Annotated in this window: 19 protein-coding genes; 12 read left to right on the top strand and 7 right to left on the bottom strand. The window is 42.2% G+C overall.

What is annotated here, in order from left to right; all coding sequences use genetic code 11:
• Positions 1-250 precede the first annotated feature (250 nt).
• Positions 251-1594 carry a S9 family peptidase gene (locus tag B6K83_RS18655; protein WP_085284914.1) on the bottom strand — a complete coding sequence of 448 codons (1344 nt, stop codon included), beginning with the start codon at positions 1592-1594 and terminating at the stop codon, positions 251-253.
• On the bottom strand, positions 1513-2478 hold the full coding sequence (locus tag B6K83_RS10730; RefSeq protein ID WP_085284913.1) for a DPP IV N-terminal domain-containing protein: 966 nt from the start codon (positions 2476-2478) through the stop codon (positions 1513-1515). Before B6K83_RS10730 ends, B6K83_RS18655 begins: the two co-directional genes overlap by 82 nt.
• Before the next feature lie 144 nt (positions 2479-2622).
• Here B6K83_RS10730 and B6K83_RS10725 point away from each other — a divergent pair, with 144 nt between their 5' ends.
• From B6K83_RS10725 to B6K83_RS10715, 3 genes are read left to right on the top strand one after another with little or no spacing between them, the layout of a single operon-like run.
• Positions 2623-3003, top strand: coding sequence for a TonB-dependent receptor plug domain-containing protein (locus tag B6K83_RS10725; RefSeq protein ID WP_085284912.1), 381 nt, complete (start codon positions 2623-2625; stop codon positions 3001-3003).
• Positions 3004-3043: 40 nt separating this feature from the next.
• A complete protein-coding gene (locus B6K83_RS10720) occupies positions 3044-4225 on the top strand; it encodes a TonB-dependent receptor (RefSeq protein ID WP_233143950.1) in 1182 nt (393 codons plus the stop codon).
• On the top strand, positions 4126-5484 hold the full coding sequence (locus tag B6K83_RS10715) for a TonB-dependent receptor domain-containing protein (protein WP_085284910.1): 1359 nt from the start codon (positions 4126-4128) through the stop codon (positions 5482-5484). The genes B6K83_RS10720 and B6K83_RS10715 overlap by 100 nt, the downstream gene beginning before the upstream one ends.
• Positions 5485-5713: 229 nt before the next feature.
• Here B6K83_RS10715 and B6K83_RS10710 read toward each other — a convergent pair whose 3' ends face one another.
• Positions 5714-6670, bottom strand: a complete 957-nt coding sequence (locus tag B6K83_RS10710) for an AEC family transporter (RefSeq protein ID WP_139175535.1) — start codon at positions 6668-6670, stop codon at positions 5714-5716.
• Positions 6671-7012: 342 nt separating this feature from the next.
• Between B6K83_RS10710 and B6K83_RS10705 the strand changes: the two genes are divergently transcribed.
• Genes B6K83_RS10705 through B6K83_RS10685 form a run of 5 tightly spaced genes read left to right on the top strand, consistent with a single transcriptional unit; the run spans position 7013 to position 11624 of the window.
• Positions 7013-7843 carry a substrate-binding domain-containing protein gene (locus B6K83_RS10705; protein ID WP_085284908.1) on the top strand — a complete coding sequence of 277 codons (831 nt, stop codon included), beginning with the start codon at positions 7013-7015 and terminating at the stop codon, positions 7841-7843.
• 9 nt (positions 7844-7852) lie between these two features.
• Complete coding sequence (locus B6K83_RS10700; protein WP_198951680.1) at positions 7853-8887, top strand: tripartite tricarboxylate transporter substrate-binding protein; 1035 nt, start codon at positions 7853-7855, stop codon at positions 8885-8887.
• 11 nt (positions 8888-8898) lie between these two features.
• A complete protein-coding gene (locus B6K83_RS10695) occupies positions 8899-9351 on the top strand; it encodes a tripartite tricarboxylate transporter TctB family protein (RefSeq protein WP_198951679.1) in 453 nt (150 codons plus the stop codon).
• Between the two features lie 11 nt (positions 9352-9362).
• Positions 9363-10862 (top strand): tripartite tricarboxylate transporter permease, encoded by a 1500-nt coding sequence (locus tag B6K83_RS10690; protein ID WP_085284907.1) that lies wholly within the window; start codon positions 9363-9365, stop codon positions 10860-10862.
• Between the two features lie 9 nt (positions 10863-10871).
• Positions 10872-11624: a sulfite exporter TauE/SafE family protein gene (locus tag B6K83_RS10685; RefSeq protein WP_139175537.1), complete on the top strand. Its 753-nt coding sequence runs from the start codon at positions 10872-10874 to the stop codon at positions 11622-11624.
• A 2-nt stretch (positions 11625-11626) separates the two neighbouring features.
• Here the strand turns inward: B6K83_RS10685 and tcuB are convergent, their stop codons facing one another.
• Complete coding sequence (gene tcuB / locus B6K83_RS10680; RefSeq protein WP_085284905.1) at positions 11627-12784, bottom strand: tricarballylate utilization 4Fe-4S protein TcuB; 1158 nt, start codon at positions 12782-12784, stop codon at positions 11627-11629.
• A complete protein-coding gene (gene tcuA, locus B6K83_RS10675) occupies positions 12766-14172 on the bottom strand; it encodes an FAD-dependent tricarballylate dehydrogenase TcuA (RefSeq protein WP_085284904.1) in 1407 nt (468 codons plus the stop codon). The genes tcuB and tcuA overlap by 19 nt, the downstream gene beginning before the upstream one ends.
• A gap of 147 nt (positions 14173-14319) precedes the next feature.
• Here tcuA and B6K83_RS10670 point away from each other — a divergent pair, with 147 nt between their 5' ends.
• Positions 14320-15198: a LysR family transcriptional regulator gene (locus B6K83_RS10670; protein WP_158088339.1), complete on the top strand. Its 879-nt coding sequence runs from the start codon at positions 14320-14322 to the stop codon at positions 15196-15198.
• 3 nt (positions 15199-15201) lie between these two features.
• Here the strand turns inward: B6K83_RS10670 and B6K83_RS10665 are convergent, their stop codons facing one another.
• A complete protein-coding gene (locus tag B6K83_RS10665; RefSeq protein ID WP_085284902.1) occupies positions 15202-16563 on the bottom strand; it encodes a sensor histidine kinase in 1362 nt (453 codons plus the stop codon).
• A 13-nt stretch (positions 16564-16576) separates the two neighbouring features.
• Positions 16577-17242, bottom strand: a complete 666-nt coding sequence (locus tag B6K83_RS10660) for a response regulator transcription factor (protein ID WP_085284901.1) — start codon at positions 17240-17242, stop codon at positions 16577-16579.
• A gap of 230 nt (positions 17243-17472) precedes the next feature.
• On the opposite strand from B6K83_RS10660, the gene B6K83_RS10655 reads away from it, so the two are divergent.
• The 3 genes from B6K83_RS10655 (at position 17473) to B6K83_RS10645 (ending at position 21953) form a co-directional block, all read left to right on the top strand.
• Positions 17473-20241 carry a TonB-dependent receptor gene (locus tag B6K83_RS10655; RefSeq protein WP_085284900.1) on the top strand — a complete coding sequence of 923 codons (2769 nt, stop codon included), beginning with the start codon at positions 17473-17475 and terminating at the stop codon, positions 20239-20241.
• A gap of 93 nt (positions 20242-20334) precedes the next feature.
• The gene (locus tag B6K83_RS10650) at positions 20335-20859 is read left to right on the top strand and encodes a hypothetical protein (RefSeq protein WP_092251347.1); all 525 of its coding nucleotides are present in this window, start codon (positions 20335-20337) and stop codon (positions 20857-20859) included.
• A complete protein-coding gene (locus B6K83_RS10645; protein ID WP_139175539.1) occupies positions 20859-21953 on the top strand; it encodes a Bug family tripartite tricarboxylate transporter substrate binding protein in 1095 nt (364 codons plus the stop codon). Before B6K83_RS10650 ends, B6K83_RS10645 begins: the two co-directional genes overlap by 1 nt.
• Positions 21954-22237 lie beyond the last annotated feature (284 nt).

The raw sequence follows: 22237 nt of genomic DNA, 5'->3' as shown, positions 1-22237 counted from the left end.
AAAAAGCGTCGGCTTAGTCAGCGATAAAACATACGAGGCTGGTGAAAGAGGTATTTGCGCAATCAAATTAATTGCGCATTATCGGCTAGCGCTCAAGTTGGCCATTTATTGTGTATTGGTAACGAATCAGGGCCATATCGCGTTATAAACACAGCTAGTACACTTTTGCAGTTGTATATGACGCCGTTAATCCCCCTTTAGGGTCTGACAAGTAGCGTCTGATCAGGGGGATTAAACTAAGTCGCGGTATTTATGGCATTAAGTGCTTAATAAAGAACTGCCAGCGTTTTTCAACAAAATAAGGGCTATCATCTAAGACATGGCCCATTTTCGGCATAATGAGTAGGTCGAAATCTTTATTGGCCTCAATCAGCTTGTCCACTAAGCGCAGCGTTGCTGACGGATGAACATTACTGTCTAACTCGCCGTGGGCAAGTAATAACTTACCTTGTAAGCGCTCTACATTGGTGTAGTTAGATTGCTGCTGCCAATGCTCGGTAACCGGCCAACCCATCCAAATTTCATTCCAACCGGTTTTATCAACGCGAAAGTCGTGATTACCCGAGGCACTTACTCCCGCCTTAAAAAAGTCATTATGACGCAGCATTGCCTGCATGGTGTCATAGCCACCGGCACTAAAACCAAAGATACCAACTCGGTTAATATCGAGGTAGGGGCGTTGTTTTGCTAACTGTTTAATGGCCCAAACATGGTCGTCGGTACCGGCTGCTAGGTTTTTATAACTGTGACGATGAAAAGCTTTGCCGCGTTTATTGGTGCCACGACCATCCATTTTAATAACAATAAAGCCTAGCTCAGCTAAAGCCGGGCGCTGGTTGCTAAAGGTATTAAACGACTTAGGGATAAAAAAGTTGTGCGGGCCAGTATAGGTATCATCAATAATGGGATAGCTTTTCTTCGCATCAAAATGGCTTGGCTTATACATTAGACCATACAGTGGCGTCTTACCGTCATCGGCAAGCACTGAAAACGGCTCAGGTGCTTGCCAACCGATTGCGGTTAACGCACTGACATTGGCTTGATCCAATAACGCCAGTTTTTTTCCGCTTTTAGCCGAACGCAACCAAGACTGTGTTGGCGTTTGGCTGTCAGAATAATTATCAACAATATAGCGAAAGTTTGGCGACAAATAAGTATGATGCTCATAAGGCTCAGGAGTCAATAAGGTTAAGTTTAAGCCGTCTAAATTAACGCGATATAAATGACGTAAATAGGGGTCTATGCCTGGTTCTTTACCTGAAGCTTCAAAATATAACTGCCCCTTGGCTTCATCGACGCCTTTTATACTTCTTACCGTAAACTCTCCTTGAGTAATGGCGTTAACAAGCTGTCCGTTGTTGGCGTTATATAAGTAAAGATGTTGATAGCCCGTGCGTTGTGAGCTCCAAATAACCTGCTCAGTTTGACTCAAGTTTTGGTAGGTTTGTACCCAAGGGTCGATAAATTCTGCGTCAGTTTCTTTAATTAATGAAATAACGCGGGCTTCTTTGGCTATAACTTTGCGTAAATGGTATTCGCGGTTGCCACGACGTCGATCATGGTAATAAAACGCGTCGTTATGCCATTTCCCCATAATGCGCCGCCATAGTAGGTTTGCATCACTTTGGGGGCGGCTAATAATGTGCCTTGTTGCTTAGCAACGTCAATTAAATACAGTTGTGCCATTGGCAGGGTTTCATCACCGGCTTGCGGGTAATAATAACTGACGGTATCGACGCTAAAGTCATCGCCAGCGGTACTGTCAGTCAAAGTAAGCTTATTAACACCAGCGCGAAATAGTTTGTAGCTAATTAAGTATTGACTATCGTCAGACCAATAAACTTGTAAATGTTGTTGCGAGTCAAAATTTTTAGCTGCTAATAGTGTTTCAGGGTAAGGGTGCTTAAGGGCATAGGGTGTATTTTCTGTGCCATCTCGAGTTAATTGCTGGCAACTTTCTGTGTCTGCGCGACAAAGTGACAAGTTATAGTGTTCAACTTTGACAAAGTGTTTGCCATTAGGCGATAAATAGCGCTCGCTGCGCTCTGGGGGCGTGTCATTTAAGGTGCAGCGATAAGGCGTGGTATCAATAGCACAATCATAAGCTTGTTGCTCAACAGAGAATGACAGCGCTTTACCATCAAAACTCACATTATGTAGCGGTTTATCTTGCCAGTTTAGCGGAACATCAACGAGTGCCTGCTGCAATTTTTCTTGGCTAAACAGCGCATGCTTTTTGGTGTCAACAACTCTGATGAACTGCTGTCCTTTATTTTGCGAGTAGCGCTCATACCAAAATTCATCCTTAGTATCGGTTAACCATTGAGGACTCAATGATAAATTATGCGCTTTGTTTGCTAAGGTAGTGGCAGTAAATAATCGTGCCCGTTCGATATTTGCGCCTTTATTTACTGTGCTGGGGGTTAACTGGCAACCCAACAAAAGCAAACTTAACAACAACATCAACACTTTATTCATTTTTATTCCTCTTAATTTTTTCGTGTTTATTTGATATTTCTGGATAAAATGCCAATATATTGTATGCAATATATTGGCATTGCATATTTAGTATATTATAGTGTGCGATGTTTAAACAATAATTAAAAAAACGCAGGAAAAGTTATGAACAAAAGCAATAAAATAAATTCGCTGTTCGCTCGGAAAAACATGCTATCGCTGGCCATTGCGGCCGCGGTTACCTCGGTGCCCGTTTACGCCGAAGAAGCTGAGCAAGCGGAGTTAGATGGCGATATTGAAAAAATTGAAGTCACGGGTTCTCGTTTAACGCGAACTACATTTGACGCACCAAGCCCTACAACGGTGATCAGCGCTGAGACAATTCAAATGTCCGGCGCGTTAAATATCAATGATTTACTATCGACTATGCCACAGTTTGGTAAGGGCTTTGACGCCACCGATGGTAACTACTCGTTTGGTAACTCAGGGATAAATGCGCCTGACTTACGAGATTTAGGACCCACACGTACACTTATACCTAATTAATGGTAAGCGTCCTGTATCTATTACTAATGACAGTAATATCATGCTGACTGATATTGGTATTATTCCGACTGAGTTAGTGGAGCGCGTGGAAGTGTTAACCGGTGGTGGTTCAGCAGTCTACGGCTCTGATGCGGTCGCTGGTGTAGTTAACTTTATCTTGAAAAAAGATTTTGAAGGCACGGCAATACGTGCACAAGCCGGTGGTACAGATGCTGGCGGCGCAAGCAGTCGCTCAATGACCATTACCCACGGTTTAAACTTTGACGATGGTCGTGGTAACTTTTCAATGTCGGTTGACTACTTTGACCAAAGTGCCTTGTACTATAAAGACCGTCCAGGCTCAGCGAATACTAAGCGCTATATTCCAAACCCTGAAGATACTGGCCCTAATGATGGCATTCCAGATCAAATAATAGCGACAGACTTAACTTACCCATCGTTTGGCGCTAATGAAAATGTCTATGGCATTTGGAATGGTGCCGCTGGCGGCGCTGACTGGTTCCAAATCAATAACGGTGAGTCTTCTTTGCGAACCCCAGCAGCTAATACGCAAGATGGTTGGTTGGCAACTGACGGCAGTGGTTTTGACCCGTTAGCATGGGGTATGGCAAGAAACCCCTATGATCGTACCAATGCCTATGCCCGTTTTGGCTATGCCTTTGATGAAATGTCTGTGGCCGTCGATGTCATGTACTCAAAAACAAGATCTGAAGATGAAATTGATCCGCCATTTGTTTGGGATACTTGGCAGCATGTCGATACTTTAGCCGCTAATGGTATTGCGATCCCAAGCTCAGTACAAGATAACCTAGACGCGTACGGTGATAGCTGGTTATTGATCCCTTATACCTTTGATGAAGCCGGTGGCCGTGGTCATAAAAACGAGCGCGAATATTTCTCAACCAGTTTAACCCTAGAAGGGGATTTAAACGATAATTGGATGTGGGATGTTTATTTAACCACAGGCTTTACTAAAGCAGAGCTTAAGCGAGAAAATGGCTTACGCAATGACCGCTTTAACAGTGGCAACTTTACCTTAATAGGACCATGTGCAGAGCAAGGCAATTGTCCAAGCTTTAGCCCTTTTGAGCCCCGGCTTCACAAGAAGTTATTGACTACATTATGGCGCACGACACCACCACCACTGATGTTAAGGGTCACGGCTTTGCCGCTAACCTTTCTGGTGACGTCTATGAATTACCTGCCGGTAGCGTGCAAGTGAGTGCCGGTATCGAGGTGCGTTATGAAAGTTTAGATTATCGCCCGTCTGAGCTTTGGTCGTCGGGTAAACTATCATCGCAAATGACCGGTATAGACGATGTTAGCCGTAATATTAAAGAAGTTTATGGTGAGTTTTTAATTCCAGTATTGAGCGACATGGCCTTTGCGAAAAGCTTAGAAATTGAAGGTGCGCTGCGTTACGCTAAGTACTCAACTGAGTCAGCGAGTTTTACCAGCTCAAAGCTGGGTGTTAACTGGGCGATTAATGATGACTTCCGTTTTAGAAGTACTTATTCTCGCGCGGTAAGAGCACCACAGCTCGGTGAAATGTTTGCTGGCACCTCAATTGGTTTTAGCGACTTAACCGACCCGTGTGACTCTGATCAAATTGATGGTGGTCCGTCAGATGGGCGCAGAAAGGCGAATTGTCAGGCATTAGGGATCACTGATGGCTGGGATTCAAACCTAAAAGGCAAGCGTGGTAAGGTTGTTAGTTCTGGTAATACGGAACTCGGTGAAGAAACCGCAACCACCATGACCGCAGGCTTTGTTTTCCAACCCAGTGATGTCGATAACTTAAGAATCTCTATCGATTACTATGATATTGACTTATCAGACCTTATTGTTAGCTTTGGTGCTAGCAGTGTCTTAAGTAACTGTGTTGACTTAGAGTCAATTAACAATGAATATTGTGGCCAAATTGAACGTGCGAGCAATGGTGATGTGTTATCGGTGCGTGATACCTTCTTAAACGCTGATAACTCACGTCGCCGCGGTGTTGACGTGGAAGCCGACTATGCTATCGATATGGCAAAATCATTTGATTTAGCCGGTACCTTTAGAATTGCGATGGGCGTCACTCGTCAATTAGAAAAATCCTATACTGAGTACGACTTTGTTGAAGGTAAGCCGCTTAAATCTGAGTCACTGGGTACCTTAGGAGCGCCGAAATGGAAAGCTGACGTGATGGCGACATACTCAGTCGATGACATCAGTGTGCGTTGGACCACTAAATTTACTCAAGGTGGACCATTTTACGCTGATTTAAACCCTGATCGTTACCAAAACCAGAACATTAGAAACTCAGTTGTGCATAATTTCTGGGTTGGTTATGACATCACACCAGAAGCTAATGTTTACTTAGGTGTTAATAACGTGACTGATGAAACTTGGTTAGATAATCCGTTTACTAACTGGGATCGTCTAAATTACTCGTTATTAGGTCGCGCCTATTACGCGGGTGTAAACTATAAATTTTAATGACGATAGGTTGCACATGAATGTGTCATAAGTAAGGGCATATCCAGGTAATCAATGGTCTTTAAAGCTTACGTTAAGCACGTAAAGTAAAGTATTAAATCTCTCATCGTAAAGCGCTGAGAGATTTTTTTTCGCCAGTAAAAAGATATTAATATCTTTTTACTGGCGAAAGCGTTAATAGGACAATACCTGACACTTTTTCGAGCTAAAGCTAGCTATTATGCTAGTACTAAATTAATGCGAAAGATTTCAATATCGCTAAGCCAATACTGACGGTAAATAATGACGCGACGGTGCTTATAACAATAATGTTAGCGGCCAATGCTTCATTACCTTTCATCGCTTTCACCATGATATAGCTCGCCGCCGCCGTTGGCGTACTCGACATAAGAAATAAAATCCCCAAATCCATTTTTGAAAAACCACTCAGATAACCGATAGTCGTGATGATCATAGGGCTGACGATCAACTTAGCTATCACAGCTACCGAGGCCAGCATTTTTCTGTCTTTCATCTTAGCAAACGACAAGCTAGCCCCAATGCAAAGTAGTGCTAAGGGCAAGGCTAGTTGCCCTAAATAATCTGCTGTTTGCATTAATACCGGATGCACGGGGATAGGCAGTAAATTAATCATCACACCCAGTATAATACCAATGATGAGTGGGTTTTTAACTATGCTTACCATCATATTGATTAGCTTGAGTTTTTTCTCCGTTAGCGTTGTTGTTAAGGTGTAAATAGACAAAATGTTATACAACAGCGACAGTATCGACATAACAATAGAGACTTTGGCAATCGCTGCTTCACCATATAAGTTGACACAAAGCGCTAAACCGATAATCGCTAAGTTGCCTCGAAAAGCGCCTTGCACATAGACGCCTTTATCACGCGGATTTTTAACAAAAACAAAGGCGGTTAGTGTTAACAAAATAAAGACCAACAAGGTGGATAATGACGCATTGGCAATAATTGTCGGGTCAAAAACGCTAGCAATGTCGGTTTTTATCATACTTATACTCAGTAACACTGGCAGCGATATTTTAAACACCAGTATTGCGGCTTGATCGACAAAGGCTTGACCCATAATGCCGCAGTGTTTAAGTAGGCCGCCTAACACCACCATCATAAAAATGGGGCCGGTGACCGAGAAAGAAAAATGGAGAGTTGATAGCAGTTCAGTTAGCAAATTTGGCTCAGTTAGTTAAGTAGTTATAAGAAAATACACGAATTAACGAAATTTTTTTTGCTGATATGACATTGCAGTGTAGCGATTAAATAGCTGTTAAATCAATAGCCTTAGCCTGACATTAAGGTTAAGTCGGCTAAGTCAGTGGCGTTGAACCATAAACAGCAGCTAAGCCCAAAATAGGCTAGTTTCGGCCTTGGCGCTTGCCTGTATGCCTAACGGGGGGAGTGTTTACGGATATGCTATTTATTTATGCCATCAACAATCATAACTGATGAAAGCGGTCTGAAAGAAAACTTTGTTAGCATTATCGGGTAGCAATAATAAAGTCGTGGTTGTTAAATGGTTACTTACTTAAAGATTACCTTAAATAATATAAAGCATCATGTTTTAGCGCTAGTCATTGCTTTTTTGGTCGCGGGTTGCAGCAATGAAGTTCCTGCAGCTAGCGTTAAACAACTACATGTTATTACCTCAGGTGGATTTGCCACCGCTTATAAAGCATTAGCCCCAAAATTTGAGCAGCAAACGGGGATTAAATTAATCACATCTTATGGGTCGTCATCAGGCGGCGCGCCTGACTCTATTCCTGTGCGCTTAGCCGATGGGCAACAATTTGATGTCATTATTTTATCCAAAAATTCATTAGATAATTTACAGTCGTTAGGCTATGTGTTGCCAAATTCAGCGCTTGATTTAGTGCGTTCATCCATTGGTATGGCGGTTAAAGAGGGGGCAAGGGTTCCAGATATCAGTAGTAATGAGGCATTTATCAACACGCTGTTAAATGCCAAGTCTATTGGTTATTCAGCCAGTGCCAGTGGTACATATTTATCAACGGATTTATGGCCTAAACTTGGCATATGGCAAGCTATTAGGGGGAAAAGTAAACGTATATTAAGTGAACGCGTCGCGACAGTTGTTGCCCGTGGCGAAGTAGACATTGGCTTTCAACAAGTCAGTGAAATTTTACCGATAAAAGGCGCTAAGTTTGCCGGAAAAATACCGGCAGATTTTCAAAAATTAACGATATTTTCCACCGGTATCGTCAAAGGCTCTTTATCTGTGCAAGCTGCAGAGCATTTAATCAGATTTTTATCATCGAAAGACGCTGCATCCACGATTCAAATGCAAGGACTTGAGCCATTAGTGCTTGAGCTTGAACATCAGTAAGGTATCCATATGAATAGGCTAATGTTAACAACGCTATTGGCGATTAAGCACAATTATAAAAAAATCATTCCTTTAACTCTTATCCACTGTCTTTTTTTTAGCCATATTGCATTTGCTCAAGAAGAAAGTGAAGACGTGTTTCCAAATAGGCCCATTACTATGGTGGTGGGCTTTGGTGTCGGTGGTGGTACAGATCAAATGGCGAGAAGCCTGTCAAAGTATTACGCCGAAGAGTTAGGGCAGCCGGTACAGGTGGTGAATAAAAAAGGCGCCGGCACCTTGATAGCGGCAAATTATGTGCTGAATAAACCCGACGATGGCTATACCATTTTTGCTTCTGGCTTTAATCCATATTTAACCAATACCATCCTAGAAGGCAATGCCGATTATGGTATTGAAGATTTTGCCTATCTTAATTTTCAGTGGTTTGATGAAGATTTAATTGCGGTATTCAAAGAGAGTAAATATCAAACCTTACAGCAGTTAATGGCAGAAATTCGCACTAAACCCAAAACAGTACGAGCAGCCGTCGTGCGAGGTTCAGGGGGGCACTTAATCGCAAAATTACTGCTCGATGTCACGGGTATTCCACAAGAAAATTTAAATTTAGTGACCTACAACAGTGGCGGTAAAGCCCGTGCCGCGGTTGCTGGAGGTGTTGTTGACTTTATTATCATCAGCGCTAAAGGCTCAGAAAGTATTCGAGAATATATTAGACCGTTGGCGATTATCAGTGATAGCGACAATGAAGACTGGGGCGCGATGGCTATTGGCAAAGCGGTTGCTCCAATGAATGTCGATGTGCCGGTTTTACAAGGCACTATCCGCGGTTTCGCCACCACGACAGCGTTTAAAGAAAAATACCCAGAACGCTTTGCTTATCTTGCCGACGCAATGGAAAGAACCCTACAAAATAAGGAACTACAAGCGTTATTAAAGCGTGCAAGTATTTCAGGGCGATGGACGGGGCCAGAAAAATCAGAAGAGTTAATGAAAGTTAATTTTGAAGTATTTAAAAAATACGCCTACCTGTTAAAGATGTAAGGAATAGCTTGGTGAAAAATAACATATCAAAACATAAGTTAGCTGATTTATTTGTATTAGCGTGTTTATTTTTATTAGTGTGTTGGTACGCTTATGACGCATATTCAGCGTCTAGTCATATTTCCAACTTAATTTTAATTGTCCCTGTGACGGTCATTGTCTTGGTGCTATGTATTATTGAATTTATTCGCATGTTTGCGATTGATGAGGTGACAGAGCAAGATCCAGTTACAACGGTATTACCGGTTATTTTGTTGTTTATTGGTTATGTATTGACCTTAAAGTGGCTCGGTTTCGACGTTGGGACCTTTTTGTTTATTGCCTTATTTTTGTGGCTCCATGGCGAACGCAGAAAAATATGGGTTATTGGTTATAGCCTAGCATTTGCCACCCTAATATCACTGTTTTTTTCAGGCATGTTGCCTTATCCCATGCCGATGCTTGTGCTGTCGACAGCTTATTAAGGACACTTTTTATGATAAATTTTGAAGACTTATATGCAGGCTTATCGTTACTTTTCTCTGATCTTTCACTGTGGCTAATTGTTATCCCTGGCATTCTTATAGGCTTAATATTTGGCGCTATACCAGGCTTGCAAATATCGATGGCAATGGCGATATTTTTACCGCTCACCTTATATATGGACTTTATGCAAGCCATGCTGTTTTTGACGGCAATTTTTACCGGTGGTGGCTTTGGGGGCAGTATTCCCGCGATATTAATGAATATTCCCGGGACTTCCTCCTCGATAGCGACAACATTTGATGGTTACCCTATGTCGAGATCCGGTAAACATAATATCGCATTAGGCATAGGTTTAGCGGCATCTTGTATCGGGGTGATCATTGGTTATACATTACTGCTGTTATTGATAGGGCCAATTTCTGAATTAGTATTGAAATTAGGGCCTGCAGAAATGGCCGCTATTATTTTATGGGGCATTACCCTCATTTCTAGTTTAAGTGGCGTTAATATCAACAAAGGGATTATTTCAGGCTTTATTGGCTTGTTAGTGGGTACGGTAGGTTTTAGTGAAGCAGGTGTTACTCGCGGCACGCTCGGCAGTGTTTACCTACTCGATGGCATTCCCGCTATTCCCGCTATGATGGGTATGTTTGCGGCATCTGAGTTATTTAAATTGGTCAATACTAAATATTTAGTTACCGATAAGGCTTTACGTAAAGTCAGTGTAAAAGAAATACTGGCCGGTTTTAAAATGGCATTTACCTATCCTTGGGTGTTAGTGCGCGGTAGCATTATTGGTGTTTTTGTTGGTGCTGTGCCGGGCGTGGGCTCGTCAGTCGCTAATTTATTATCCTATATTCAAACTAAACGCAAAGATAAAAAACCACAATCATTTGGTAAAGGGAACCCTGCTGGTGTTGTTGCCTCAGAGGCCGCCAATAGTACCTCTGAAGCGGGCTCTATGGCGACATTATTAGCCTTAGGTATTCCAGGAGGCGGTGCAACAGCGGTAATGTTAGCCGCTTTTGCTATGCATAATATTACCGGCGGCCCACAGTTTATTCGCGAACAAACTGATGTCGTGTACGCCATTGTTTTTGCAAACTTTGGCCAAGCATTTTTGCTGATTATTTTAGGCTTAATGTTTATTCCACTATTAGCGAATGTGGTGAAAGTGCCGATGAACTATTTAGTACCATCAGTCTTGTCATTGTCGGTTTTTGGCGCCTTTGGTTTAACCGGTGATTTAACGGGCCCCATTACTGTGATGGTGTTTGCCTTGATTGGTTGGCTGTTTAAACGCTTTGATTATTCTGTACCCGCGGCCGTAATAGGGCTGCTATTAGGCGGTATGGCTGAAGAGTCGTTAATCTATTCTTATCAAATTAGTGGCGGTTTATGGAGCTACATACTCGAACGACCGGTCACTATGGTTATTTTGGTGTTATTGGTATTGTCACTATTTGGCAGTAAGTTAGTCGCTATGCTGACTCGTAAAGTTACGACCTAGGCTAAGGCGTTGTTAATCGAACTTTCGCTGTTGATGTGGCTGGTAGTAATACTAGCCGCCTTTTTTTGTGGCATATTACATGGTGCTACGGGCATGGCTGGCGGCCTAGTGATGACCGCTATACTAACGCAGATTATAGGTATAAAAGCGGCAATCCCAGTGATGACGGTGGGCTTGATTTTGAGTCAAATCAGCCGGGCCTATTTGTATTGGGTTAATGCGGATTGGCAGATAGTTAAGCGAGTTTTACTCTCAGGCTTACCGACGTTAATTCTGGGCTCATATGTCTTTAGCCTGTTATCTCCCCTTACGATCACGGCTATTTTCCTGACTTTTTTGATATTTTCTTTGCCCGTTAAATATTATGCGCGCAATAAAAACATCAAAACAAGCCCTAAGGTACTATCTGTCGCGAGTGTTTTTTGGGGCGCTTTAGCGGGTAATGTTATTGGCCCAAGTTTCTTTCTTGCGCCTTTTGTTCTAGGGATAGGCATTAGTCGACTGACGTTTGTCGGCACCATGGCGATGATCACCACAGTGATGAACTTCACTAAAATCGTGGTGTTTAGCTCGACGGCGATGATGACGCCTAACTTATTAATACTCGGTATTATTGTCGGTATGTTGATGATGCCCGGTAATTGGATAGGTAAAGTTATATTGCATAAAATTGACGATAAAATGCATCTCTTTCTGATCGATTTTTTAACGATACTCGTTATCATCAATTTTATTTATTTACTCTATAGCGGCTTGCGTTAAGCTTATTTTTTTGTGGCTGCTTGCTCATGGTAAAACTTGAGTAAGGCGACAAAACGGTAAAGCGCATGGACAAACTTGCTGTAAGGCAATATCAAAAACAAAGCGAAGACAAAGCCCAGATGTATTATCAGTAACATGCCCATGGCAGACGTCGATCTAAAGCCCAGCAGTAAAAATCCCGTGATGCTAATGCATAATAGCAATAATAAAAACGCATAATCCATGCCCAAATACTTAATAGAGATGATTTTAGGATCAGTGATTATTTTCAGCCAAATTAACCCTAGCGGTCCGACAATTAACCCTAGCCCCCCTAAACTGCCTAAAATAACCGGTAAGCTGATGACGGGAAACGGTGACATAATATCAAGGCTATATTCAAAGAGTGTCGCAACACTGGTGGCTAAAAAGCAAAGCACAAAACCCCACGCCATCGCGTGATGAAAGTATCGACGCGTATTTGAAAACGACTGGTCTTTGGTATGACAACCTTGACCATTGCCACCGTCTAAATATTTCAGTGTGCCTGCCGCGTAGCTCGCTTTGACTAAGACATTGTTGCTAAATATATGGGCGAGCGTAATGGTATTTGCCCGACAAAATTTAATAAAACTGACCAATAGCGCGATAATTGCAAAACCAAAACTTGTGCCGGCTAATGCCACCATTGCTTGATGGCTAATGACTTGATAAAAAGCGCCGGCGCCTAAATGTTGAGTAAAAACTGGTGTGCGGTCTTGAAATAACAGCAAGCTGCTCAGTAGCAATATCATGGCAAGTACCACAGCGATCGCAACCATTAAACCATTGCGATGAAACAATGAGCCTAGCTTTACCGGCCATGCATATTTTTGATAGGTTTCTGCGCGTAATTCGGCCAAGGTTTGCGGTAAGTTAATACTAAATTCATGCGGTGGCGCATACTGGCACGCGTGATAACAGGCACCACAGTTATGGCATAAGTTAGCCAAATACTCTAGGTCATGTTCATTAAAGTTTCGTCTTTGGGTAATGGCTGGAAATACCGCACAAAAGCCTTCGCAGTATCGACAAGCGTTACAAATATTGGCGATACGCTCAGCCTCAACCAGCGCAGTCGATGGCGTGTTGTTGTTTGTTATATCAACTATTTCAACTATGGCTATTTTTTCAACTGACATGCTGCTGCTTCTCCTGCAATTCGACCAAAGACGGCGCCTATCGTCATACCTGTACCTGCACAATATCCTTGGCCGAGAATATTACCGGCCATAATTTCCCCGGCCGCATACATATTTTTACTTGCCGTGCCGTCGTTCATCAGCACTTGCGCTTTGTTATTAACCTTTACGCCTAAGTAGGTGAACGTAATGCCCGGCCTTAATGGATAAACATAATAAGGTGGTTTATTAATCGGTAATGCCCAATTCGTTTTTTCGGGTGTTAACCCCTGCGTACGGCATTGGTCTAATATTTTCGGGTTGTATTGTGCCGTTTTTTTATCTGATGCTAAGGCGTTATTATATTGCGTAACGGTAGCGGTTAGCACACTAGGCTCAATGGCAATTAATTGCGCCAGTTCTTCGATACTGTTCGCTTGCATTGACGGGAATACCGGCGGCATAAATTGCTCGGTCACTTGTGAGTCAATAATAGAATAGGCAATTTGTTCAGGTTGTTGCGCAACTAATCGCCCCCATATAGCATAACGTTTCGGCCAAAAGTCTTCGCCTTCGTCATAGAAGCGTTTGCCGTTTTTATTGACCACGATACTAAAACTAATGCAATCGATACGTGTCACTATGCCGCCGTCATACTTAGGTGAGCGTGCGTCAATAGCAACAGCATGGCATTGCTCAGGTGTCGCAACCGAGGCAACATCTTGAGCCAATAAGCTTTTTAATACGGTGCCTTGGTTAAAAGGTGTGCCGCGTATAATAAAATTGTCAGCGACGCAGCCCCAAATCTCTTTCATCCAGGCTTTATTGGCTTGAAAGCCGCCTGAGGCAAAAATAACGCTATCGGCGGTTATGGTCTGCTTAAAGCCGCGATTAGTTACCGCTGCTGACTTGAAAGCGCCGTCTTCTAGATGAATTGAGGTGACTTCAGCATGATAAAATATTTTCACCCCTATTCGCTCAGCCGTTAGGTACTGGGCATTAATCAGCGCTTTGCCGCCGCCTAAGAAAAAGGCGTTGGTATGACTTAAGCTCAGTGTGCCGCTCAGTGACGGTTGAAAGTGGATACCCATGCGTTGTAACCAGGGTAATAGCGTGGCACTTTGCTCTATCATAAACTCAGTTAACGGCTGATCCATATTACCTTGGGTCACCTTTAAAAGATCATCAAGATACTCTTGCGCAGAATAGCTGTTGTCTAGCGTTGCGGTTGGCGCATTATGCATTACCCGTAAATTTCGCGTATGTTTTGAGTTGCCGCCGCGCTCTTGCTGATCAGAATGTTCAAGTAAAACAACCTGTGCGCCAGCCTCCTGAGCCGCAATTGCTGCGCAAAGCCCAGCATTGCCACCGCCAATAACGAGCACATTCGCGTGGCTTGGTATCGTCATTAAATCACCTCTGTGTTAGGTTTTGTTACAGGTTGGGTTGGTGTTTCTTACGCTATAACTGTTATTGTATAGATGTTAGGCTATTTAACTAGCGAGTTTTATTGACTTAATGTGTAAGTTTTTATTACATATTTGATGAGGGATAGTGTGGAAAGTTATCGTAGATTACCGTCATTAAAGGCATTGCAAACCTTGCAGGCGGTTGTAACGCATAAAAGCATTAGTCAAGCGGCTAAATCATTAAACTTAACGCATTCTGCGGTAAGCCAAAGTATTAAACAACTAGAAGAGGTTTTAGGTTATAAGGTGCTATTGAAAGACGGGCGAAATATAGCTCCAACAAAAAATGCCGATGAATATGTACGTGAAATCAACGATGCATTAACTCATTTATCGCTAGCCACGCAGCGCTTTAAACAGCGAGAGGGCAGCAATATTGTGACCTTGAAAATGGTAACAAGTTTGGCAATGCGTTGGTTTATTCCGCAGCTAAATGAGCTGAAAATGGCTTTTCCAGCACTTGATATTCGACTGGTTTCAGAACACTTTTCAGATATAGACGATTTACCCTTCGACGTTGATGCGGGTGTCGGTTACGGCCTTGAAAAAGACTTTATGCAATTGCATTCGCATAAAGTCTCAAGCAGTGAATTATTATTACTAAGCCAGCGACCCTACTGCAATATTGCTCAGGCGTTACAAGAAAATACCGCTATTTACGTTGCCAGTGAGTTAAGAAAAAATGACTGGCAAGCGTGGTGTCAGGCGCTAGGAATTGAGCAGCCAAGTCATGACAAACGTTTAGTGCTGCCTAATAGCGCACAAGCATTAGAGGCGGTAACTTCTGGGGTCGGCGTATTAGTGAGCCAAAGTATTTTCGTTAAGCCGATGTTAAAAACCAAGTTACTGTATCAAATCGGAGGTTCAGTGGTTAATGACAACCAAGGATATTATTTTTATTATCGCCCAGAACAAATTAATCACAGTGCATTAACGGCACTAGCGCATTGGTTGGCAGCGCGTTAGCATTTATTGTTTATTGGGAAATATACATTCAACACAAGTGCCTTGACCATTACTGGGCGTGGTAATAGTTAATTTACCTTGGTGCGAGGTAATAATTTCAGCGACAATCGCTAACCCTAAGCCTGAGCCTTTAGCGTCACTTTTTAGGCGAAAAAACCGCTCGGTTACTTTTGCTTTAAATTCGTCAGGTATACCTTTGCCGTTATCTGTTACTGATAACACGGCGCAGCCATCGCGTTGCTCGGTTTTTAGTATTATTTGTACGTTTTCACCGGCATGTTTAATGGCATTGCCTAATAGATTTTTAATCACTTCTTCAATAAGCATGGCTATGGCAAACGTAGGCGCAGGCTGTATATCTTGTGTAATATTGGCGTTAGGGTAAGCGTCGGTAATGATGTAACAGGTTTCTTTCGCGACATCAGCTAAGTCAATTGGCGGAAAGTCATATTGTCCAATCGAGATAGATTCAGCATAGGTTAAATTAAGCAGCTGATTGGTTAAACGGGCAATCTTTGTGGCGCTTTTGCTAATTTTATCAAAGGCAATACGTTCACGATCACTTTTGGCGTTTCTTAGCGCTAATTCTGTTTGTGGTAATAATGCCGTTACTGGCGTTCTCAGTTGATGGGCAGCATTTTCAACAAAGCGTTTAGTAAAGGCTAAATGCGCGGTCAGTCGTTCGAGTAAACCGTTGAGTTCAGCGACAAGCCCGGCAATCTCTTTTGGTAGGTTTTCATGTTTTATGGGCTGTAAGTCTGCAGGCGAGCGGTTATGTACTGACTGTTGTACCTTTTTTAATGGCCGTAACGCGAGCGAGACACCAATCGATAATAAGACGCTGGTAATGATAATTAAAATTGCAATACGGTATAAATCATCGATTAAAAAAGCCTGCATGTATTCTTCTCTATCAAGCAGGGTTTGCGCAACATAGGTGGTCATCCAGCCTTGATAAGTGTCATTATTAATCAGTGTTTTTACCGCCGTAACCCGCACCGGTCGATCTAAAAAAGTGGCATCGTAAAACTTCACATTGCTAGCTAAAATATTGAATTCGTCAATGGGCGCTGGAATGTCTTCATAGCCCATGATAAAGGCGTTATCTGGGCCGATAACTTTGTAATAGAGCTCATCGTTGGTGGTGTTTTTTATCACCTCTAAGACATCTTCAGTGAGTAAATCACCGTCTGATGAAATGGCATGTTCCGATATACTAATGGCTAGGGTGATCAGAAGCTTATCGAAAATTTTCTGGGTGTTTTTTTGAATGTCATGATACGAGGTGGCAAAGTGCGCAAAGGACATAAATAGCAGCGGCACAATTAGCCAAGCTAACAATCGAAACTGTAATGATTTAAGCATAGTTATAATTGCGTTAGGTTTGTGTTAGCAAATAACCCAAACCTCGCTTTGTGGTAATAGCGACATTGCATTTACTGAGTTTTTTTCTGAGTCGATGAATATAAATTTCAATGGAAGAAATATCGGCCTCATCATCAAAATTAAAAATATGATCGGCGATACTTTTTTTGCTCATGACCCGACCATTTTTTCGCAGCAATAATTCTAAAACTGAGCGCTCTCGGGGCGTTAGCTCTAGCGGCTGATCTTTTAACCAATATTCTTTGGTGTTTTGATTAAATGCTAAGTGGCCAAATTTTATTTGTGTGCAGCGCTCGTTTGCGGTGCGGCGAAACAATGCTCTAACTCTAGCTTCAAGTTCAGCTAATTGAAACGGCTTAATTAAATAATCGTCAGCCCCTAAATCTAAGCCTTTGACACGTGCTTCAACAGTAATTCTTGCCGAAACAATTAATACCGGTGTATCAGGCTGAATTTTCTTAAAACGCTCTAAGACACTCAAGCCATCCATATCAGGCAAGTTAAGATCTAAAATGAGTAAATTATATTGGCTAACATCAGCAGCGCTCAAGCCAAGTTTTCCAAGCGGAAAATGATCTGAGGTAATGTTCATATGCTGTAATGATTGCTGGATACAATCTGCTATTTCTTCGTTGTCTTCAATAACCAGTGCTTTCATGTATTTGAGTTCATGTGTTTTAATTTTTATTGTGTAACCTTTTGAAAATACAGCTAATTAAAGTATTTGTAATTGAAAGGTAACTGAAAGTTGAGTTGCATATACTATAGGGGAAGTGAAAGAATAGTCCAATGATTTATTGATGTAGTAAAGCAAAAAAATCGCTTTCTTTAAAGTTGCTCTTGAATCTCGCTTTAATCATTTCGTAAAAAACAATTAGGGTAAGAAAAATGCAAAAATCACATATAACAAGATGCATTCAATTAGCAATAATTAGTAATTTAATTGGTTTCAGCAGTGCGGGGCTTGCTGAAGAGGGAGTCGAGAAAAAAACAGAGCGCATTACAGTAACGGGTTCAAACATTCGTAGTAGTAATATCGATATTGAATCGGCATCACCAGTGCAGGTGATGGGAATTGAAGCTATTGAAATGGCCGGTGCAGGGCAAGTTCAAGATTTATTCAAAAATTTATCAGTCAACTCTGGCTCTGAGATGTCAACGAGCCAAAATTCACGACAAGGTCTGTCACAGTTTAGCTTACGTGGCTTAGGTGTCAGTGGTACATTAACCTTAGTCAATGGACGTCGTGCTGGTTTATCACCTGTGGCCAGTGATGACGGCTTCTTTTTTACTGATATCAATCAATACCCAGTGAATATGATTGAGCGCGTTGAAGTATTAACGGATGGGGCATCAGCAACCTATGGTTCTGAGGCCGTCGGTGGTGTTGTTAATATTATTACGCGCAGTAATTTTGAAGGTTTTGAAATTGGTGCTGAAGCGCGAGATTCAAGCAATAGTGCCTATCAATTAAATGCTGCTATCGGCTCTGCTTTCGAAGAAGGCAAGTTTTCAACGTTTATCAACTATTACCAACAAGATGGTAATTTTCGCGGTGACTTTGATTTCATTCAACAGCGCAGTAATAATGGCGGTAATGGTTTAAGTACCGATTCACAATTTGATTCAGGCACCGGCGCGGGTCGTTACCAATTAGCGGAATTAGGCGCTGATGGCAATTATTCGCGCTCGGGGGCGACTGTACCGGATCCACATTGTGCTGATTCAGGGCCAGTAAACTTTGTTGCGGGTAGTAATTGTCGCTACAATTTCATTAACCAACGCCGCTTAATTGCCGAAGAAAGTCGTTTACAAGTTTTTACCCAATTTGATTATGCCTTAAGTGACGATGTCGAGCTTTACTCAGAGTTAAGTTACTCAAGCAATGAAATTCGTGATGCTATCGGTGGCGCGGTGCTCAGAACAACCACACACGATGGCGGCTTTTTAGTACCGGAAGCGCACCCGTTTAACTATTTTGTTAGCGACGGCAGTGGTGGCATTGCTTGGGATGAAGCAGCCGTTGCAGCCGATCCAAGCCAAGCCGTGGATGTTATTGTGCGTCAGCGGCCATTAACGTCAGCATTTGATGGTGATAACGCCGCTGATATTGTGCGTCAATTCGATAATACCCGTACCTTAGTGGGGTTAGATATAGCGTTAACAGACGATTTATATTTGGATATGTCGTACATGTACGCCCGTTCAAAAATGACCGACAGGCAACCCAGAAGTTATAACGCAGACGCATATGCTGGCGCTATCGCCTCTGGCCAGTGGAACCCCTTTGGCTTTGCCAATGCAAACCCTAGCGCTGTGTCTGTCAAAGATGGCGTCAGTGTTTCAGGTAATAGCGATGCTGCATTAGCGTCATTCTCTTCAAATCGAACTTTCGTTACCGAATCAGTGCAAAAAGTCGCTGAAGCAACGGTGAGTGGTGATGTTTTTGAATTAAGCAATGGCAATTTTGTTTCTATGGCGTTTGGTGCGCAATGGCGTGAATTCACCTATTCAGATATTGCTGATAGTCTTTCTGAGTTTCGTTTAGACGGTCGTGCCGATCCGGTATTTTCTATTATTGATGCGAAGCAAGATGTCTATGCCGTATATACCGAGGCGTTAATCCCAGCATCAGATGACTTGGAAATTCAATTAGCCTTGCGTTATGAAGATTACGGTAAGGATGAGGGGGGCGATACAACCGATCCTAAAGTTGGTGTTAAATATCAAGCCACTGACAACGTATTATTACGTGGTTCATGGGGCACGTCATTCCAAGCGCCATCCATCAGAAACACGTCAGGTGCGGTGGGCTCTGGTGCCTTAGATGATTTAGCTAATGGCATAAAAGCTGGTGATCCTTGTAAAGCTGACGCAGACGCACTCAACGCAGCACAAATCACCTTAGGGCGAGACTTAAAACCGCAAAGTTCGACTAACTATAACTTAGGATTAGTCTACGAAGGCGACAATGGTTTTACTACATCGTTAGATTACTTTGTTTATCAGTATGAAGACTTGATTCAAACCGGTGATGATTTTCAAACCATTGTTGATGGCGAGTGTTTAAGCGGTACGTTTAAGCCCGATAGTCGAGTGGTGCGTGATGCCGCGGGTCAGTTAAACAGTGTTACGTCAAGCTTTGTTAATGTTGGCGAAGTTAAAGCGACAGGCTTGGACTGGACCGGACAATATCGTATTGATGATGTCTTTGACGGCGAACTTCGCTTAAACGGTAATGCAACGTATATCACTAAATTTGATATTGCTCTAGATAACTCAGGTACCGCTTTTGATGGTGCCGGTAACCGTAATAGGTTTATTGGCTTTGGTGCTATTCCAGAATTAAGAGCGAATGTTGGCATGAGCTGGATTAGCGAAAATCATATGGCGGGTTTATCGCTGCGCTATATTAGTGATTACCGTGATGATACGCCAGACGAGTTAGGTGAAGATATTGATAGTCAAACCTTAGTTGACGCGCAATATACTATTGTTTTAGATGATGTTATGAATACCACAACGAGTTTTACGCTAGGTGTGAATAATTTATTTGATAAAGAGCCGCCTGCAGTAGATACTCGTATTGCTTATGATGGACAAACGCATGATCCCAGAGGACGCATTGCCTACCTTAGAGCAAAAGTAACTTTTTAAGTTAACTTAACGATGACTAAGCACGGTAGCATTACCGTGCTTAGTGTATAGGGCCTTATGAAAGTAGATTGTAGATTCAAACAAATAATTTTTATGGTATTTTCTCTTGTTGTATTGCCGGTGTTTTCTGCTGACAATACTACGCTGCAAGCACAGGGGAAAGCCTGTAGCGCCATTGCAGCGACCGCCGTTCGACTAGCCTGTTATGACAAATTATTTTTATTTAAAAATGAAAGTAAACAAGCAAGTGCAATCACTCACCCAAGCCAACGAAACTCTCAAGCTATTATTGCCGCAACCGTTGCGTCAAATAACCTTATTACTCCCGCTCAAGATAATGCTAAGCGAAGTGATAATGCCGGTAAGAAATATTTAGCTAGTGTTACAGATAATGGGCAGGCTATTTATTTGTCATTAGTAAAAATGCAAAGAAATAAAGATAATATTCATGTGTTTTATTTTGAAAATGGTCAAATATGGCAACAGTTAGAGCCTTCCTATCTCGCTAAACCTAAGCAATTTCCCATTACCTCACGTTTGACCTCTGGGGCTTTTAGCAGTTATAACTTACGACTTGGTAATAAAGCTAAAAAAATAAAAGTAAAAAGAGTGAAATAGTGCTTAATCTTTTCCGTATTATGGCTTTTTATAGCCTTTACCTCAGTATTTTTGTCGCTGCTAATGCTAATGCTAATGCCAGTGACAGTGTCGACTTTTCAGGAAAAACCATTGAATGGATTGTGCCTTTTAAAAGAGGTGGCGGGGCGGATCAATGGGCGCAATTCAATGCGCCTTACCTGAGCAAGTACTTACCCGGAAACCCTGAGGTTGTGATCAAATATATCCCAGGTAGTGGTTCAATTAAAGCGGCTAATGCTTTTGAAAAAAATGCAGCATCAGACGGTTTGTCATTATTAGGTACATCATCGTCCACTAAGCTACCTTACTTACTCGGTGATAAACGCGTAACTTATGATTTTAGCAAGTGGCAAGTACTATTAATGTATCCGACCGGCGGTGTGGTATATGTATCGCCAAACTTAGGCATTAGTAGCTATTTAGAGATTGCCAAGTTACGGGGTAAAAAACTAATCTATGGCAGCCAAGGCGCGACATCATTGGATATGATCCAACAGTTAGGCTTTGAATTTTTAAATTTACAAGTCAGTACATTTTTTGGTATTAGAGGACGCGCAGCAGGGCGATATGCTTTCGAAAAAGGTATCGCCAATCTCGATACGCAAACCTCGTCTTCTTATCTTAAACATGTGCAGCCTATGGTAGAGCAAGGCCGTGCGATTCCTCTCTACAGTATGGGGGCATTAGATGAACATGGGGCACTGATACGCGACCCGCAATTTCCAGGCTTACCGACATTAGCTGAAGTCTATGAATTACTTGAGGGCCATAAACCGAGTGGCGAAAAGTGGGATAATTGGTTTAGTCTTTTAACCGTAGGCTTTGGCGCGCAAAAATCACTGGTTTTGCCAAAATCTACCCCGCAAAATATTATTGATACCTACCACCAAGCCTTTGAAAAAATATTGATTGATCCTGAATATATGGCGAAAAAAAATGCCGTATTGGGCTCTTATAAACAATTAACCGGTGATGCGGCGGTGCGCCTTTATCAGCAATCTATAAAACCCATGAGTAATCAGTATTGGATCAGGCAGATGTTATTAGAAAAGTTTAATCTGAAAATCAAATAACACCTGTTAATAAAATTTATCTCTAGCCCTCTACAGCCGTGGCAGTTTTTAATTTAAGAAGACAGGTAAACTTATATTTTAGCGAAGTTAATCAATTACTTAGCCAATATGCCGGTGATGTTGATAGTGCGGGTGTAGGAACAACGAACAGGCTATATGGCTGGCTGAGCTGCATAGGCTTGGCTTTATAAATAAGGTTAATATTTTATCGCGCGTTAATGAACAATTAGAACGACACTTTTCCCTGACTGTACGGTCTACTATATTGAAAGTGATAAAGAGGA

Source organism: Colwellia chukchiensis (assembly GCF_002104455.1).
GTDB lineage: Bacteria > Pseudomonadota > Gammaproteobacteria > Enterobacterales > Alteromonadaceae > Cognaticolwellia > Cognaticolwellia chukchiensis.
This window is presented reverse-complemented; position numbering and strand designations above follow the sequence as displayed.